Source organism: Bacillus sp. FSL E2-8868, from assembly GCF_038005505.1.
Classification (GTDB): domain Bacteria; phylum Bacillota; class Bacilli; order Bacillales; family Bacillaceae_G; genus Bacillus_A; species Bacillus_A mycoides.
Genome location: NZ_JBBOTI010000003.1, coordinates 85961 through 102834, shown reverse-complemented (window position 1 = coordinate 102834; position 16874 = coordinate 85961). Strand labels below are relative to the sequence as shown.

The window sequence follows — 16874 nt, the reverse complement described above, 5'->3', positions numbered from 1 at the left end:
TTCCTATGAAGAAGAAAACAGTTGGGTATGTAGCAATTGCAGGTGCTTTATCATTTGGAATTATAGGAGGAGCTTGCATACCAGCGTTTGCGGCAACTAATACTCCAGCAGCTGAGCAAGTTACAAAAGGAACTGCAAAGAAGAATTTAGATGAGGCTACAAAACAAAAAGTAAAAACGATTATGGACGATACAAAGAAACAGTTAGAGGAACTAGGTGTGAAACTTCCAGAGAAGGAGAAACGCAAAGACATGCTTGCGGACTTAGATGAGGCGACAAAAGAAAAAGCGAAGTCGATTCTAGAGCAAGAAAAATCCGGGAAATTAACTCGCGAACAAGCAAATGAGGAATTAACAAAGTTAGGCGTGAAATTCCCAGAGAAAGGGAAGCACAAAGATATATTCGCGAATTTAGATGAGGCGACAAAAGAAAAAGCGAAGTCCATTTTTGAGCAAGAAAAGTCCGGAGCATTAACGTATGAGCAAGTGAAAGAGAAATTGAAAGAATTAGGCGTAACGCTTCCAGAGAAAGGGAAGCACGGTGACATGTTCGCGGATTTAGATGAGGCGACAAAAGAAAAAGCGGAAGCAATTTTGAAGCAAGAAAAGTCTGGAACACTAACTCGTGAGCAAGCGAAAGCGAAGTTGAAAGAACTAGGTGTGAAATTCCCAGAGAAAGGGAAGCACGGTGATATGTTCGCGAATCTAGATGAGGCGACAAAAGAAAAAGCGAAGTCTATTTTTGAGCAAGAAAAGTCCGGGAAATTAACTCGTGAGCAAGCGAAAGAAGAATTGACAAAACTAGGTGTGAATCTTCCAGAGAAAGGGAAGCATGAAGACATCTTTGCAAACTTAGATGAGGTGACAAAAGAAAAAGCGAAAGCGATTCTAGAAAAGGAAAAGAAACAATTAGCAGATTTAAATGTGGATCTTCCAAATCATAAATTTTTTATGAAAAAAGATGATAAATAATTGAACTATGTAGTATCTTTCGTGTGGGCAACCGAAAGGTACATACGACAAATGCGAGGACCGATTTCTGTAAGCAGAAATCGGTCCCTTTTAATGATTCATTGAAATTCTTTTCATTGTTAGTATGTATCCAAAGATGCAGTAGAAGATTGCAAAACCGATAAACACTTCAGTATATTGGTATTTACCTAATACGTAGAAGGAAGCAGCTGGTATAATAGCTACCGCTAAAATGCTATAACCAGGATACTTATATCGATACATGATAGCGAATATAAAAGAAAGAACCGTAGCGATGATACAAAAAATAGCAATCATTATTAGTACACCTCCTACATGAATTGTACCATTTTTAGGGAATTAGAGAAGTGTCGGAACTTCTGTTATAATATAAGAAGAGAAATGTTTCTTATGTTATATAAAAAATATATTGATTTTTTCTAACAATTCAATATAATGGGAAACAACTACAAAATTCGACATCAAGAAGTGATGATGAGGATATGATCAGTTTTTTACGATTATCAGAGAGGGAGGCCTTTGGCTGTGAGCTTCCTAATACGGGAAAATCGATTACCACCTCTGAACTGCAGCAGTGAACGTATATCTAGTAATTGCATGCCGGCAAAAACCGTTATTTAGACTTGAGAAATTGGTGAAGTGTGTCACTTTACTAATTGAAACAAGGGTGGAACCACGAATACAACACTCGTCCCTTTTTTAGGGAGGAGTGTTTTTTTATTTCATTTTTGCATCACACTAGAATTGGAAGGAGGATACGCAGCATGCATCATGATGAGAAAAACAAAATTGGTTTAACAGTAGCACTTTCTATCGTAGTAGGAACTATTATTGGGTCTGGTGTGTTTATGAAACCAGGGAGCGTATTAGATTACTCAGGGAGTTCTAATATGGCTATTCTTGCTTGGGTAATTGGTGGTCTGTTGACGTTAGCAAGTGGTTTAACAGTAGCCGAAATTGGAGCGCAAATTCCGAAAAATGGTGGGTTGTATACGTATTTAGAGGAGATTTACGGAAGTTTTTGGGGGTATTTATCTGGCTGGATGCAAACAATTGTTTATGGACCAGCTATTATTGGAACGTTAGGTTTGTATTTTAGTTCTTTAATGATCAATTTTTTCTATTTAGATAAAGTCTGGAATTTACCAATCGCAATTGGAACAGTTGTGTTCCTAGGCGTTATAAATAGTTTGGGGACAAAATATGGGGGCATCGTCCAAACGGTTACGACAGTTGGGAAGATGATTCCAATTATATTAATTGTTGTGCTAGGGTTTTGGAAAGGGAATAGTGATATCTTCAACGTAGTTGTACCGATATCAGAAAATCAAAGTATCGGGATGGCAATTTTAGCAACTTTATTTGCCTATGATGGCTGGATTTTACTCGCTTCTATTGGCGGAGAAATGAAGAACCCAACAAAGTTATTACCGAAGGCAATGACAGTTGGGATTTTAATTGTAACAGCTGCTTACGTGTTAATTAACTTAGCGTTATTAAATGTATTACCAGCAGCGAAAATTGTAGACCTTGGAGAAAATGCAACAGCGACAGCTGCGGGTATGTTACTTGGAGAATATGGCGGGAAAATTATTAGTATCGGTATTATCATTTCTATTTTCGGTTGTTTAAATGGAAAGATTTTAACGTTCCCACGTATTCCGATGTCGATGGCAGAGCGTGGACACCTTCCGTTTTCTAAGTTTATTGCAAAAGAAAATTCGAGATTTAAAACACCAGCAAATGCGATTACTGTTGAAATCATTTTAGGAATTATTTTAATGCTTATTAGTGATCCGAATAAGCTATCTGAGATTTCCGTATTCATTATTTATATTTTCTACGTAATGACGTTTATTGGTGTCTTCATTTTACGAAGACGTAACAAGGATAAAGAGCGTGCATATAGTGTACCGTTATTCCCGATTGTACCAATCGTTGCGATTTTAGGGTCATTGTTTGTACTTGGAAGTGCGATTATTAACGATCCGGTAAGTTGTTTCTTATCAATTGGAATGGTATTTACTGGACTTCCGGTGTATTGGTACTTAAATAAGAAGAAAGAAACTGGAGTTTAATGATTGAAGGGCAGGCGTATAATACGCCTGCTTTTTTCGCTGTAAAAAAATTGTACTTGCGTCCACTTTCTCTTTTGGTTACTATAATGGTAGTAACCAAAAGAGAAAGTGTGGGGGAAGACTTGAATTTTCGTGTATATATTTTAGCTATTGCGGCTTTCGTAGTCGGAACGGTTGAGCTAATTATAGGAGGAACGCTTGATTTAGTTGCCAATGATTTAGGTGTGTCGATTAGTGCAGCTGGTCAGCTTATTACAATATTTTCAGTAGTATTCGCTCTATCAGGGCCAGTTTTATTAGCATTAACAGGCAAGTTTGAAAGAAAGAAATTGTATGTTGTGGCATTATCAATTTTCTTAATTGGAAATATCATTTCGGCATTTAGTGTGAATTACGGGATGTTAATGTTCTCGAGAGTAATTTGTGCAGCGAGTGGATCGCTTATTATTGCACTATCGGTAACACTTGCTTCTAGTGTAGTAGAGCCGCATTTCCGTGCGCGTGCAATTGGAATCATTTTTATGGGTATTAGTGGATCACTCGTACTTGGAGTACCGCTAGGTCTTGTGCTCGGAAATGCATATGGATGGCGTGCACCATTTGTATTAATTTCAATATTAACGGTTATGGCGATTGCTTGTATTTCATTATTCTTAACGAAAGTACCAGCGACATCGGTATTATCAATAAGAGAACAAATTGCTACGTTAAAGGATAAAAAAATTGTAAGCGCACAGTTAACATCATTTTTATTTTTAACAGGTCATTTAACGCTATACGCATATTTAACACCGTTTTTAAAAGATGTGATGCATGTTGAAGCAAATTGGATTAGTGTGTTTTACTTCATTTTCGGAATTGCAGCGGTACTTGGAGGTGGCCTTGGCGGCTGGCTTGCTGATAAATGGGGATCGAAGAAAAGTATTATTTCCATCATTATCGTATTTGCATGTGCAATCTTTATGTTGCCGATGATGACATTCTCATTCCCGCTTTTCATTATTATGATGGGGCTTTGGAGTATGCTGAGCTGGGCAATTTCGCCAGCACAGCAAAACTATTTAATTGAAATTGCGCCAGAATCAGCTGGTATTCAGCAAGGTTTAAATAACTCTGCACTTCATTTAGGAATTGCACTTGGCTCAACAGTGGGCGGAGTTGTTATTGAGAAATCATCTGTTATATATAACGCTTGGGTAGGCGGCGTTTTCATTATATTGGCACTGCTTTGTGCGGTTTTCTCTATTACGAGAGGACGCTCGAATCAGCTTACGAAAGAAGAATCTATCATTTGATAGGTTCTTTTTTGTGTAAAACATTGCAGGGGTTAGTAGAGAAATGGAGAAGGGAGTATATAGCGAGGTGATAGTATATGGAGTCTAATTTTTCAATTATTGGTTTTCTAATTTCTTTAGTCCCATTATTTCTTATTATTTTTGTATTTAGATGGATTCGTTTCATCTATCAAAATTCTGAGAAACAAGTAGAGCAAAATGAGAAGATTATTGAGCTTTTGATGGAGATAAAGGAGCAAAAGAAGTCGTGAAATGAACGTTCTGTATTTACAAATCAAAACCATCCGAAAAACCAACTACATAAAATTAAATTAGCGAAAGCGTAAAAAAGAGCTGTACCAAATGAGTATGTAAAACTCCGTTTGATACAGCTTTTTTTGTATGAAAAATTATATTATCTATTCAAATGGTAGAATCGATTTTGGGAATTGTTAATATCTCAACTTCATCAACAATTCCTTAATTTCCTCATCCTGCATAAAGAGATCATGGTGCTTCTCTGTAATTTTCGCAAGTGCAACGTCATGATAGAAGAACTCCGTAAAGAACTTCACGAAAGGTTGTGACATTGTTTTCATCGCTTGCCATGATTCTTGCTCTACACCAGCAAATAAAATTTCACTATCGTCAACGATGAGTAGTAAATAACGCTCTAATGCGTTAGGTTCTTGAGCTGGGATTAAAAAATGCATGTTTTCTAAGTCAGTTTCCACTTTTCCAACTATGAGGGACTCGACTTGGACGCCTTGTTTTTCTTTTTGTTCTAGTAAAGGAAGATATTCTAAAAGGGTATCGTTCCATGCGGAGATGCGTATGGATTCTTTCGCATCTTCTATAAGTTGCCTACTTTGTACTTTAATAGAAGACTGCATTTTTAAACTCCAAACGCGGTCATCTGTAAATGATTTTTTAGAAATATTATTTTCAAGTTCTTTAATATTAGATTGGAATTCTGTCGTTAACTTTTCAATTGCTAGCTTGAGTGGTAATGCTGTATACAATTTTTTCTTTTCAGAAACAGAATCCATTACCATCCCTTTATCAATGAGTCGTGCTAACACTTCGTATATTTTTGCTTTTGGAACACCTGAATGTTTAACGATAGTTGTTGCATCTAATGGGTCATTGCTTGATACGACAACTTCATAAGCTTGGCTTTCATATTGTGAGAAACCGAATTTTTGTAGCATAGTTCCCTCCGAACGAATGAGATTATATGTTAAGGATAATGAACTATTTGTTTTTACACAAGTGTTGAGATAACAAGTAGGTTGATTGAAATGAGAATAAATTTCAATTTTTTAAACTATATAGATTGAGCTTTCTGATTTATCCATTATACTTAATATAGTGATTAGTATGATTAAATTTCATCGAGAAGGGGATGCTTGAGGGAAGATGTTGAGAAGTTTACGTTTAAAAATTACAGTAGTATTTTCAGTACTTATTTCTATGATGTTCGTAATATTAGGTACAGCTATGTATCAATTACAGAAAGAAAAGGAAGTGCGTTCCTTAGACCAGTATTCTCAAAATACGATGGACCTTGTGACAGAGCAACTTACGACATTTGTTCAAAGAACTGATGAAGATATGGGGTATTATGCGAACAGTGAGATGATTCGTAATATGATTCAAGATGGGGTTACTCCAGAAGAGGAAGCGTTTTTAACGAAAGAGTTTGCAGAGTATAAAAAGAATCATCCCGGTATTTTAGATTTATATATTGGTACGAAAGATAAAAAAACATTAAGTGCCAATCTTGCTGAAGGTGGGCAAGTGCCAGAAGGATATGATCCAACGACAAGAACGTGGTATAAAGATTCAGAGGCTGATGTGAAAAGGGTTCATTGGGGACAACCTTCTTATGAAATTGCGACAGGAAAGTTAAGTGTAGGGGTTTCTAAAGCAATTACAGCTCAAGATGGATCTGTATTAGGCGTTGTTGCGATGGATGTATCGCTCGGAACAATTCAGAAATTGCTTCACAATATTCAATACAATAATGACGGAGAAATGTTTATTATAAATGATAAAAATATGGCTCTTGTTTATCCAGAAAAAGTAGGGAAAGATGTTTCTAAAGAGCCACTTATGAAGAGTTTAAATAAAGAGGTAACAAAATATGCTGTCACTACATTAAAAGGTGAAGATGTAGTTGTTTATAGTCAGTCATTTGATGCGATGAAATGGAAGATAGGAATCTTTTATCCGAAACAAACGATTGATGGATTGTTAAGTAGTACGAGAAATACAGTTATTATAATGGCGTGTATTAGTTTATTAGTTGGAATAGTAGCATCATATTTATTCTCAAGAAGATTAGCAAGACCATTACAACTATTAACAAATCACGTTCAAAAAGTAGCGGAAGGTGATTTAACACTACAAATGAAGGTGACAAGTAAAGATGAGGTTGGTATGCTTACGACTCACTTTAATGATATGGTTGAGCAAATGAATGAAATGGTAAGTAAAATTAAAAATAGTGTATCGACAGTACAGAAATCGACTCACAATCTGCATTATTTAACGAATGAAACTGTAGCAGCTAGTAGAGAAGTTTCAGGTGCAATGGATGATGTGAGCGGAGGCGCGTCTACTCTTGCTAATAGTGTAGATGAAGTTTCAGAACAGCTCGAGAATATGGCGCAGTCAGTGGAACAAATGAATAACTCCGTTGGTGAAATAAAAGGAGTGGCTGGCAAAGCTGAAGAGGCATCTAAGCAGGGACTCAATACGATGCGTAATTTAGTTCGTACAAGAGAACAATCATCTTCTATCGTTGTTCATACGGAAGAAGCGTCCGGTAAGTTAGAGCAAAGGGTTGGATCGATTCAAAATGTGGTAGAACTTATAAAAGGTCTTTCGGATCAAACGAATTTACTGGCTTTAAACGCTTCAATTGAAGCAGCACGTGCAGGTGAGCAAGGTAAGGGCTTTGCTGTTGTTGCTGAAGAGGTTCGGAAATTAGCTGAACAATCAAAAGAGGCAACGGGTGAGATTACAATAATGATTAGCGATGTGCAGTTAGAAGTAAAGCGAGTTGTAGAAGTTGTAAGTAAATTGAAAGACATTGCGGATATACAAAATAAAGTTACGACAGAGGCGGAGACAGAATTCCGCACAATTATGTCAGTTGTAAATACTATTAGTGCCTCAGTTGAAAAAATTGTAGAAGAGGTAAATAACATAGGTCACGAGCAAGAAGAAATTACAGAAGTTATGCAAACAATTGCTAGCACGAGTCAAGAGAGTGCGGCTGTTTCTGAAGAGGTAAATGCAGCAACTGAGTCACAAGTGAATCATTTAGAAAAAGTAGCTCATACGATGGAAAGTTTGACAGAGAATATGCAGGACTTAGAAAGATTGGTTGAGCAGTTTAAAGTAGAAGAGTAACGTATTAGTAAAATGATGAGAATTTCGGTAAAATAGACAATGGATATATAAGAAGCAGTAATAGGAGGAAGATTATTATGGCAATTGTTGATGTATCGATTATTCCAGTAGGAACAGGTAATCCAAGTGTTAGTGAATATGTAGCAGAAGTACAAAAGGTACTAGAGAAAAATGCTGATCGCGTGAAGTATCAATTAACACCGATGAATACAGTAATTGAAGGAGATCTTCCTGTCATTTTAGAAGTCATTCAACAAATGCATGAAGTTCCATACACGAAAGGTGCACAGCGCGTTGCGACAACAATTCGTATCGATGATCGCCGTGATAAAGTAAGTACGATGGAGAAGAAATTAAACTCTGTTCGATCAAAATTATAAGAAAAAGCAGCGATCTTCGCTGCTTTTTTCATATAGGAGGAAAATAAGATGAGTGAAAAGTTTAATGAGCAGTTTGATGGCTTGCTAGAGAAATACACGGAACTATTACTTGGAGAGAGCAACGAAGAGCGAAAAGAGCAGGTACAGAAATGGGCACTTTATTCTTATATGGCTAAGACGATGCCAGCTTTAGTGAAACATTGGAATGAGACGTATCCAGATGCAAAAGAAGAGATGGTACAGTTAATTACGAATATTAAAAAGCTGAATGATGAGAAGCGAAATGAGAAGTAAGAAGGCTTGAGATAATGTTACCTCAAGTTTTTGTTATTAATATCCTTATATAATTTACATGAAATATAAATGGTTTTGTGAGCATGTCGAATATTTTCGGCATGCTCATTTTTTCCCTAGTAAACCCGTTTTTTCTGAATGTCGAAAAATAGTTTATTCATATTTATAAACGAGAATATAGGGTTTTAAATGTTTTGATAGTATTTTATAAATTATCTAAATAATTATTTGTATCAAATAATTTTAAACAATGATATAATTTTGAAGAGGGGTAAAAAACAGATAAATTATAGTCGTAGGGGTGAATTACATGGAACAATTAATGCGAAATTCGTTTCTTTTCTTATCTAAAAATAAAGCGCTAACAAAACTGGCTAAAAAGTACGGTTTACGCTTTGGTGCAGGTCGCTTCGTCGCAGGGGAAACGATTGAATTAGCGACAGCTGCAATTAAAGCATTAAATAAGCAAGGTCTTTGTGTAACAATCGATTATTTAGGTGAATTCGTTGATAACGAAGCGGAAGCAAATGAAATGGCTAGCGAATCGATTGAAGCGATTCGTGCAATTGGAAGAGAAGGTCTTAATTCGCAGCTTTCTTTAAAGATGACTTCTATGGGATTAGATATTTCTGACGAAATCGTAATGAACAATATGCGCCGTATTTTAGAAGCTGCAAAAGAAAATGGTGTGTTTATTACAATTGATATGGAAGACTATACGCGCTGCGGAAAAACAATTGATATCTTTAAACAATTAAAATCTGAATACGATAATATTGGTACAGTTATTCAAGCTTACTTATATCGTACAGAAAAAGATATGGAAGAATTAAATGCTTATAGTCCTAATTTACGTCTTGTAAAAGGAGCTTATAAAGAACCTGAAGAGGTAGCGTTCCCGGATAAGAAAGATGTAGATGACAATTATAAAAAAATTATTAAAATGCACTTATTAAATGGAAATTACACTGCAATTGCTTCACATGACGAAGCGATTATTGAATATACGAAAAAACTTGCGGAAGAACACAACATTCCAAGGGATCAATTTGAATTCCAAATGTTATTTGGTATTCGTACAGAGCGTCAACTTGAGTTAGTAAAAGAAGGTTACAAAATGCGCGTTTACGTGCCTTATGGAAACGACTGGTATGGCTATTTCATGCGCCGTCTAGCAGAACGTCCAGCAAACGTTGCGTTCGTATTAAAAGGTATGATCAAAAAATAACCAAGGAGAAAATACTCCTTGGTTATTTTAATTGCTGAAATGCGTAGTGCGCCATTTTCTTCGTATCAGGATATAGCTGCGTACGAGTAGAAGATAACACGACGTTAATGACGCGTTTACCGTCTTTTTCATCAACTGTTACGACTGTGTATTTTCCGAGTGCTGATAAACCGCTTTTACTTCCAATCGCATATGGATCATCATATAGTTCTTCCCGTCCATAGTTTGCGATTTTCGGAGAACGCTCTGAAGTATGTAGTGTTGTATGTATTGAATTCATATATTCTAAAACGATCGGATACTTCAAGGCTTCTTTCGTAATAATAGCAATGTCATATGGTGATACTTTATTTCCAAGTGCATCAGCACCGCTTGCGTTTTTGAAAGTCGCATGTTTTGTCCCAAGTTCCTTCGCCCTAGCGTTCATCATTTTCACAAACTCATTTTTTGATCCTGCGATATGTTCTGCAATTGACTCAGCGATTGGGTCTGCACTAATAATAAGCATAAGTTTTAATGCCTCATCACGTTTTAATTTTTCACCCGCGCGAAGCTTAATCTTCTTACTTTGACTTTCCGTTTTAATCGCATTCTCTGTAACCGTAATTTCTTCATCTTCTTTCACATTTTCTAGTAAGAGTAAGGTAGTCATCATTTTCCCTATACTAGCCGGATAAGAGCGTTCATCTTCCCGTTTTCCATACAAAATTTCACCTGTGTCTGCATCGATTGTAATCCCGTATTGCCCAGTAATGTTAGGCTGATCTGCTCTTACAACTTGTTGCCTTTGTGCATAAGAGAAGAAAATCATCCCTGTAAATAGTGTGGCAATCATTACAATCATAATTATTGTTCGTTTCATCGTCGTTCCCTCTTTTGTTTTCCATATGTACAAATAAATTGGGCAGAAAAAGCAGCCATTAATCATTATGCCACGTTCTCTGCCCAAAAATATACCGTTATTTTTCGCCCATATTATGCTTCTTATATTGTTGGTTATTACTTTGACGCCCTTTTTCAACACCGTGATTATGCGGACCTGCATTTCCAGTTACACTTGCTGCGCTAATTCCAGCTTTTGAAGGGTTCTTCTTAAGTTTTGCCATATATATTCCTCCAGTTTCGTCAGATTATAAAAAGGAAAAGTGCATTTTGATGAAGAAAATACACATGTATAGCATAGCCAAATGAAAGAAATATATTTATTTCAGAAAATTTTATCAATAAATATATTGCGAAAATTCAAACTGTATCATATATTTATTAGTAGAGGCTCACTCATTGATTGCGACTTATGTCGAAAAATTGAATGAGCATTCATTCAAGAATAGGGGGAGAAATGGATGTTCCAAATTAAAAAGGCTGCTGTTCTAGGTTCAGGCGTAATGGGTTCAGGGATTGCGGCACACTTAGCTAATATTGGTATTCCGACATTATTGCTTGATATTGTACCACCTGCGCTTACGAAAGAAGAAGAGGCGAAGGGACTTACATTAGAACATAAAAGTGTGAGAAATCGTTTTAGTAATACGGCTGTGCAAAAACTATTAAAGCAAAAACCAGCTCCTCTGACAGTGAAAGGAAATTTAGCACTGATTGAAGCAGGTAACTTAGAAGATGATCTTGAGCGTCTAGCTGATGTAGATTGGATTATTGAAGTAGTAGTTGAAAACTTAGATATAAAGAAGAAACTATTTGAAAAAGTAGATGCTGTTCGTAAACCAGGCTCAATTGTGAGCTCAAATACATCAGGCATTTCCGTTGAAAAAATGGCAGAGGGTCGTTCAGACGACTTCCAGAAACACTTCTTAGGAACACACTTTTTTAACCCACCACGATATTTAAAACTTCTAGAGGTAATACCGACGAAAGAAACTGATCCACAAGTATTAAGCTTCATGAAACTATTTGGCGAAGACGTTCTTGGAAAAGGCGTTGTTATCGCAAAAGACACACCAAACTTTATTGGAAACCGCATCGGTACGTATGGCTTGCTTGTAACGCTTCAAGAAATGATTAAGCGTGGCTATAGCATTGGAGAAGTTGACTCTGTAACAGGTCCATTAATTGGTCGTCCGAAGAGCGCAACGTTCCGTACATTAGATGTTGTTGGTTTAGATACATTTGTACACGTTGCAAATAACGTATATGAAAATGTACAAGAAGAAGAGCGCGATGTATTTAAAGTACCTGCTTTCATGCATGACATGCTTGATAAAAAATGGCTTGGAAGCAAAACAGGTCAAGGCTTCTTCTTAAAACAAGGAAAAGAAATTTTAGAACTAAATCCTGAAACGATGGAATACGAAGCTCGCAAGAAATTAAAAGCTGCATCTATCGAGTTAAGTAAACAAGAAAAAGGTTTATCGAATAAATTGAAAGCGCTTGTATACGCGAAAGACCGCGCAGGAGAGTTGTTATGGAACATCATCACACCAACTCTTTTATACTCTGCAAAACTTCATAAAGAAATTGCTGACGATATCGTTGCAATTGACCAAGCGATGAAGTGGGGCTTCGGCTGGGAGCAAGGGCCATTTGAAGTTTGGGATGCAATCGGCGTTGAAAAGTCTGTTCAAAAGATGGAAGAAAACGGCGTAGTTGTTCCGACTTGGGTGAAAGAAATGTTAGAGAAAGGTTTCACTACTTTCTACAAACACGATAACGGAGATAGCTACTATTACGATAATGGCGAATATAAGCTAATCGAACGTAATAAAAAGGCAATTTCTCTTAAACAATTAAAAGCGAAAAATGGCGTATTAAAGAAAAATAGCGGAGCGAGCTTAATCGATTTAGGCGATGGTATCCTTTGCTTAGAATTCCATTCGAAGAGCAATGCAATCGGTATGGATATTACGCAAATGATTAACTACGCTGTTGATGAAGTAGAGAAAAATTATAAAGGTCTTGTTATCGGAAACCAATCGAAGAACTTCTGCGTTGGTGCGAACCTTGCAATGATCTTAATGGAAGCACAAGACGACAACTACTTTGAAATTGAGTGGGTTGTGAAAAACTTCCAAGATGCAATGACGAAAATTAAGTACTCTTCTAAGCCAGTTGTAGCGGCGCCATATGGTATGACGCTTGGCGGCGGTACAGAAGTTTGTTTACCAGCAGCGAGCATTCAAGCTTCTAGCGAAACATATATGGGCTTAGTAGAAGTAGGTGTTGGCTTAATCCCTGGCGGAGGCGGTAACAAAGAGTTATACATTAAACACTTAAACAAAATGGCAAACGGTGTAGAATTTGACTTACAAAAAGTTGCGAATAAAGTATTCGAATCTGTAGCGATGGCGAAAGTTTCTACATCAGCACAAGAAGCTGTATCGAACAACTTCTTAGGCGATAAAGACGGTATTAGTGTGAATGGTGATCACTTACTATATGATGCGAAACAAAAAGCACTTTCTTTATATGAAGCAGGTTATAAAGCACCTATCCGCAAAAAGATACCAGTTGTTGGTGAGACAGGATATGCAGCGCTTGTACTTGGTGCAGAGGCAATGCATTTATCAGGTTACATTTCTGAACATGATCTGCACATTGCGAAGAAACTGGCATATGTCATTGCGGGCGGAAAAGTGCCGTACGGAACAGAAGTTGATGAGCAGTATTTATTAGATGTAGAACGTGAAGCATTTATTAGCTTAGTAAGTGAGATGAAATCACAAGCAAGAATGCAGCACATGCTTGTAAAAGGAAAACCATTACGTAACTAATAACGAGGGGAGATATCGTTCATGAGAGAAGCTGTCATTGTTGCGGGAGCAAGAACACCAATTGGAAAAGCAAAGAGGGGTTCATTAAAAACAGTTCGTCCTGACGATCTAGGGGCGTTAGTAGTAAAAGAAACGTTAAAGCGTGCGAATTATGAAGGACCAATCGATGATTTAATTTTCGGTTGTGCGATGCCAGAAGCAGAGCAAGGTTTAAATATGGCTCGTAATATCGGCGGATTAGCAGGACTTTCTTACGATGTTCCAGCTATTACAATTAACCGTTACTGTTCTTCAGGTTTACAAAGTATCGCTTACGGAGCAGAGCGCATTATGCTTGGTCACTCTGAAGCTGTATTATCAGGCGGAGCGGAATCAATGAGTTTAGTTCCAATGATGGGGCACGTTGTTCGTCCGAACAGTCGCCTTGTAGAAGCTGCTCCAGAATATTATATGGGTATGGGACATACAGCAGAGCAAGTTGCTGTGAAATATGGAATTTCTCGTGAAGAACAAGATGCATTTGCAGTAAGAAGTCATCAACGTGCTGCGAAAGCATTAGCTGCAGGGAACTTTGCGGATGAAACAGTATCTGTAGATGTGACGTTACGCTCGGTTGGATCAAACAACAAACTGCAAGAAGAAACAATCATTTTCGCACAAGACGAAGGTGTAAGAGCAGAGACGACGCTAGACATTTTAGGTAAATTACGTCCAGCATTTAACGTTCGCGGTTCTGTAACGGCTGGTAACTCTTCACAAATGAGTGACGGTGCAGCATCTGTACTATTAATGGATCGTGAAAAAGCAGTGAGCGATGGCATGAAGCCACTTGCAAAATTCCGTTCATTCGCAGTAGCTGGAGTACCACCAGAAGTAATGGGAATCGGCCCAATTGCTGCAATTCCAAAAGCGTTAAAATTAGCTGGTTTAGAGCTATCTGATATCGGTCTATTTGAACTAAATGAAGCATTCGCTTCTCAATCTATCCAAGTTATTCGTGAACTTGGTCTAGATGAAGAAAAAGTAAACGTAAACGGCGGTGCAATCGCACTTGGACATCCACTTGGCTGTACAGGAGCAAAACTAACACTATCTCTTATTCACGAAATGAAACGTCGCAACCAACAATTCGGTATCGTAACAATGTGTATCGGCGGCGGAATGGGAGCAGCGGGAGTGTTTGAATTACTATAAAAAAAGTGGAAGCGGCTCGCTCAGAATGTGAGGGGGATGGAGCTTCAGACGAAGAGGCGCTGTTTGCCTCGTAGGAAGAAGCGAAGCCATCGAACATTCTAGCCGCTGGAACTGGATTATAAAAAAAGTGCAGGTGGCTTGCTCAGAACAGGAGGGCGTTGGAAGCCCTGACGAAGAGGCGCTTTTTGCCTCACAGGAAGGGGGGAAACGACCGACTGTTCTAGCCGCTGGAACTGGATTATAAAAAAAGCGTAGGCGGCTCGCTCAGAATGTGAGGACGCTAAAGCAAAGAATGGAAGCAACAAAGGTTTATAAAAAAAATGAGAGCCAGCTTCTTTCAAAATGAGAAAAGCGGCTTATGAAAATATGAAGGAGGAAATTTTCATGGAAAAAACAGTAGGAAATGCGGTTAAAGGCGGTAGCTTTTTAGTAGAGGAGATTACGATTGATCAAGTGTTTACGCCAGAGGATTTTTCATCTGAGCATAAAATGATTGCAAAAACGACAGAGGACTTTATCGTAAATGAAGTTCTTCCAGAGCTTGAATATTTAGAGCAACATGAGTTTGATCGTTCTGTTCGTCTTTTAAAAGAAGCTGGGGAACTTGGTTTATTAGGCGCTGACGTACCAGAAGAGTATGGCGGAATTGGTCTTGATAAAGTAAGCTCAGCGTTAATCGCAGAGAAATTCTCTCGCGCTGGTGGTTTTGCAATTACTCACGGTGCTCACGTAGGTATCGGATCATTACCAATCGTATTATTCGGTAACGAAGAGCAAAAGAAAAAGTATTTACCATTACTTGCAACTGGTGAAAAATTAGCTGCATACGCATTAACAGAGCCAGGTTCAGGATCTGACGCATTAGGTGCAAAAACAACGGCACGTTTAAATGCAGAAGGTACACATTACGTATTAAATGGTGAAAAGCAATGGATTACAAACTCTGCATTCGCTGACGTATTTATCGTATACGCAAAAATTGATGGAGAGCACTTCTCAGCATTTATCGTAGAGAAAGAATATGCTGGCGTATCTACAAGCCCAGAAGAAAAGAAAATGGGTATTAAATGTTCTTCAACTCGTACGTTAATTTTAGAAGATGCATTAGTACCGAAAGAAAACTTACTTGGTGAAATCGGTAAAGGTCATATTATCGCGTTCAACATTTTAAATATCGGTCGTTATAAATTAGGTGTTGGTACAGTTGGATCTGCGAAACGTGCAGTAGAAATTTCAGCACAATATGCAAATCAACGTCAACAGTTCAAACAACCAATCGCTCGCTTCCCATTAATTCAAGAGAAACTTGCGAATATGGCAGCGAAAACATATGCAGCTGAAAGCTCTGTATACCGTACAGTAGGTTTATTCGAAAGCCGCATGAGCACATTATCTGAAGAGGAAGTAAAGGACGGTAAAGCAGTAGCAGCTTCTATCGCTGAATATGCAATCGAGTGCTCTTTAAATAAAGTATTCGGTTCTGAAGTACTAGATTATACAGTAGATGAAGGTGTTCAAATTCACGGTGGTTACGGATTTATGGCAGAGTACGAGATTGAAAGAATGTACCGCGATTCTCGTATTAACCGTATTTTCGAAGGAACGAACGAAATTAACCGCCTAATCGTACCAGGTACGTTCTTACGTAAAGCGATGAAAGGTGAATTACCATTACTACAAAAAGCACAAAAATTACAAGAAGAGTTAATGATGATGATGCCAGAAGAAGTAGGCGATGAGCCATTAGCACTTCAAAAATATTTAGTAACTAACGCGAAGAAAATCGGCTTAATGGTAGCTGGATTAGCTGCTCAAAAATACGGTAAAGCATTAGATAAAGAGCAAGAAATTCTTGTGAATATCGCTGACATCGTAAGCAACCTATACGCAATGGAGTCAGCTGTTCTTCGTACAGAAAAAGCAATTAAAACAACTGGTCTTGAAAAGAATAAACAAAAAGTGTTATACACTGAAGTATTCTGCCAAGAAGCATTCAACGAAATCGAAGCAGATGCGAAAGAAACACTTATCGCAGTTGAAAACGGCGACATGCTGCGCATGATGTTATCATCATTACGTAAATTAACTCGCCACACACCACTTAATGTAATTCCGAAGAAACGTGAAATTGCTGCGAAAATTTTAGAAGATGAGCGTTACACAGTTTAATAGCTGTAAAGAAAAGTAGTCGTATAAACGGCTACTTTTCTTTTTTTTTGTAAAAATGAAATTTTTAGTGACACAAAACTAATACCATTAGTATAATAAAACTAATGGTATTAGTTTTCG

Annotated in this window: 15 protein-coding genes, 1 pseudogene and 1 other annotated feature; of the genes and pseudogenes, 12 read left to right on the top strand and 4 right to left on the bottom strand. The window is 37.6% G+C overall.

The window, feature by feature from the left end:
• Positions 1-5 precede the first annotated feature (5 nt).
• A complete protein-coding gene (locus NSS74_RS21705; protein ID WP_002143659.1) occupies positions 6-971 on the top strand; it encodes a hypothetical protein in 966 nt (321 codons plus the stop codon).
• A 90-nt stretch (positions 972-1061) separates the two neighbouring features.
• Here NSS74_RS21705 and NSS74_RS21700 read toward each other — a convergent pair whose 3' ends face one another.
• Positions 1062-1289, bottom strand: a complete 228-nt coding sequence (locus tag NSS74_RS21700; RefSeq protein WP_002015964.1) for a hypothetical protein — start codon at positions 1287-1289, stop codon at positions 1062-1064.
• 165 nt (positions 1290-1454) lie between these two features.
• Positions 1455-1691, top strand: a binding site (T-box leader).
• A gap of 65 nt (positions 1692-1756) precedes the next feature.
• On the opposite strand from NSS74_RS21700, the gene NSS74_RS21695 reads away from it, so the two are divergent.
• The 3 genes from NSS74_RS21695 to NSS74_RS21685 all read left to right on the top strand — a co-directional run bounded on the left by NSS74_RS21695 (position 1757) and on the right by NSS74_RS21685 (position 4616).
• Positions 1757-3070 carry an APC family permease gene (locus tag NSS74_RS21695; RefSeq protein WP_002143658.1) on the top strand — a complete coding sequence of 438 codons (1314 nt, stop codon included), beginning with the start codon at positions 1757-1759 and terminating at the stop codon, positions 3068-3070.
• The gene (locus tag NSS74_RS21690; RefSeq protein WP_002143657.1) at positions 3070-4365 is read left to right on the top strand and encodes an MFS transporter; all 1296 of its coding nucleotides are present in this window, start codon (positions 3070-3072) and stop codon (positions 4363-4365) included. Before NSS74_RS21695 ends, NSS74_RS21690 begins: the two co-directional genes overlap by 1 nt.
• Positions 4366-4442: 77 nt before the next feature.
• Positions 4443-4616: a hypothetical protein gene (locus tag NSS74_RS21685; RefSeq protein WP_002034605.1), complete on the top strand. Its 174-nt coding sequence runs from the start codon at positions 4443-4445 to the stop codon at positions 4614-4616.
• A 180-nt stretch (positions 4617-4796) separates the two neighbouring features.
• Here the strand turns inward: NSS74_RS21685 and NSS74_RS21680 are convergent, their stop codons facing one another.
• The gene (locus NSS74_RS21680) at positions 4797-5555 is read right to left on the bottom strand and encodes a TrmB family transcriptional regulator (protein ID WP_002034606.1); all 759 of its coding nucleotides are present in this window, start codon (positions 5553-5555) and stop codon (positions 4797-4799) included.
• A gap of 208 nt (positions 5556-5763) precedes the next feature.
• Between NSS74_RS21680 and NSS74_RS28005 the strand changes: the two are divergent.
• From NSS74_RS28005 to NSS74_RS21660, 5 genes and pseudogenes are all read left to right on the top strand, one after another.
• Positions 5764-6816 (top strand): annotated as a pseudogene (locus tag NSS74_RS28005) (cache domain-containing protein); the annotation flags it as partial.
• On the top strand, positions 6811-7764 hold the full coding sequence (locus NSS74_RS28000; protein ID WP_369811985.1) for a methyl-accepting chemotaxis protein: 954 nt from the start codon (positions 6811-6813) through the stop codon (positions 7762-7764). The pseudogene NSS74_RS28005 and the gene NSS74_RS28000, both read left to right, overlap by 6 nt.
• A 77-nt stretch (positions 7765-7841) precedes the next feature.
• Positions 7842-8144 (top strand): MTH1187 family thiamine-binding protein, encoded by a 303-nt coding sequence (locus tag NSS74_RS21670; RefSeq protein ID WP_001018862.1) that lies wholly within the window; start codon positions 7842-7844, stop codon positions 8142-8144.
• Positions 8145-8192: 48 nt separating this feature from the next.
• Positions 8193-8438, top strand: a complete 246-nt coding sequence (locus tag NSS74_RS21665; protein ID WP_001290599.1) for a YusU family protein — start codon at positions 8193-8195, stop codon at positions 8436-8438.
• 310 nt (positions 8439-8748) lie between these two features.
• Positions 8749-9666 (top strand): proline dehydrogenase family protein, encoded by a 918-nt coding sequence (locus tag NSS74_RS21660; RefSeq protein ID WP_002129778.1) that lies wholly within the window; start codon positions 8749-8751, stop codon positions 9664-9666.
• Positions 9667-9688: 22 nt separating this feature from the next.
• Here NSS74_RS21660 and NSS74_RS21655 read toward each other — a convergent pair whose 3' ends face one another.
• Both NSS74_RS21655 and NSS74_RS21650 read right to left on the bottom strand, forming a co-directional pair.
• Positions 9689-10528, bottom strand: a complete 840-nt coding sequence (locus NSS74_RS21655) for a D-alanyl-D-alanine carboxypeptidase family protein (RefSeq protein WP_033713142.1) — start codon at positions 10526-10528, stop codon at positions 9689-9691.
• Between the two features lie 97 nt (positions 10529-10625).
• Entirely contained in the window at positions 10626-10772 is a 147-nt protein-coding gene (locus NSS74_RS21650; protein WP_002034611.1) for a YuzL family protein, read from the bottom strand.
• 237 nt (positions 10773-11009) lie between these two features.
• Between NSS74_RS21650 and NSS74_RS21645 the strand changes: the two genes are divergently transcribed.
• The 3 genes from NSS74_RS21645 (at position 11010) to NSS74_RS21635 (ending at position 16754) form a co-directional block, all read left to right on the top strand.
• Entirely contained in the window at positions 11010-13391 is a 2382-nt protein-coding gene (locus NSS74_RS21645; protein WP_002143651.1) for a 3-hydroxyacyl-CoA dehydrogenase/enoyl-CoA hydratase family protein, read from the top strand.
• Positions 13392-13412: 21 nt separating this feature from the next.
• Entirely contained in the window at positions 13413-14585 is a 1173-nt protein-coding gene (locus NSS74_RS21640) for an acetyl-CoA C-acetyltransferase (RefSeq protein WP_001206332.1), read from the top strand.
• A gap of 384 nt (positions 14586-14969) precedes the next feature.
• Positions 14970-16754, top strand: coding sequence for an acyl-CoA dehydrogenase family protein (locus NSS74_RS21635; protein ID WP_016102228.1), 1785 nt, complete (start codon positions 14970-14972; stop codon positions 16752-16754).
• Positions 16755-16874: the final 120 nt, after the last annotated feature.

Bases quoted from the DNA above. Each gene is read 5' to 3' on its own strand.
- NSS74_RS21705 (WP_002143659.1), top strand. From the start codon at position 6: ATGAAGAAGAAAACAGTTGGGTATGTAGCAATTGCAGGTGCTTTATCA.
- NSS74_RS21700 (WP_002015964.1), bottom strand. From the start codon at position 1,289: ATGATTGCTATTTTTTGTATCATCGCTACGGTTCTTTCTTTTATATTC.
- NSS74_RS21695 (WP_002143658.1), top strand. From the start codon at position 1,757: ATGCATCATGATGAGAAAAACAAAATTGGTTTAACAGTAGCACTTTCT.
- NSS74_RS21690 (WP_002143657.1), top strand. From the start codon at position 3,070: ATGATTGAAGGGCAGGCGTATAATACGCCTGCTTTTTTCGCTGTAAAA.
- NSS74_RS21685 (WP_002034605.1), top strand. From the start codon at position 4,443: ATGGAGTCTAATTTTTCAATTATTGGTTTTCTAATTTCTTTAGTCCCA.
- NSS74_RS21680 (WP_002034606.1), bottom strand. From the start codon at position 5,555: ATGCTACAAAAATTCGGTTTCTCACAATATGAAAGCCAAGCTTATGAA.
- NSS74_RS28000 (WP_369811985.1), top strand. From the start codon at position 6,811: ATGGTTGAGCAAATGAATGAAATGGTAAGTAAAATTAAAAATAGTGTA.
- NSS74_RS21670 (WP_001018862.1), top strand. From the start codon at position 7,842: ATGGCAATTGTTGATGTATCGATTATTCCAGTAGGAACAGGTAATCCA.
- NSS74_RS21665 (WP_001290599.1), top strand. From the start codon at position 8,193: ATGAGTGAAAAGTTTAATGAGCAGTTTGATGGCTTGCTAGAGAAATAC.
- NSS74_RS21660 (WP_002129778.1), top strand. From the start codon at position 8,749: ATGGAACAATTAATGCGAAATTCGTTTCTTTTCTTATCTAAAAATAAA.
- NSS74_RS21655 (WP_033713142.1), bottom strand. From the start codon at position 10,528: ATGAAACGAACAATAATTATGATTGTAATGATTGCCACACTATTTACA.
- NSS74_RS21650 (WP_002034611.1), bottom strand. From the start codon at position 10,772: ATGGCAAAACTTAAGAAGAACCCTTCAAAAGCTGGAATTAGCGCAGCA.
- NSS74_RS21645 (WP_002143651.1), top strand. From the start codon at position 11,010: ATGTTCCAAATTAAAAAGGCTGCTGTTCTAGGTTCAGGCGTAATGGGT.
- NSS74_RS21640 (WP_001206332.1), top strand. From the start codon at position 13,413: ATGAGAGAAGCTGTCATTGTTGCGGGAGCAAGAACACCAATTGGAAAA.
- NSS74_RS21635 (WP_016102228.1), top strand. From the start codon at position 14,970: ATGGAAAAAACAGTAGGAAATGCGGTTAAAGGCGGTAGCTTTTTAGTA.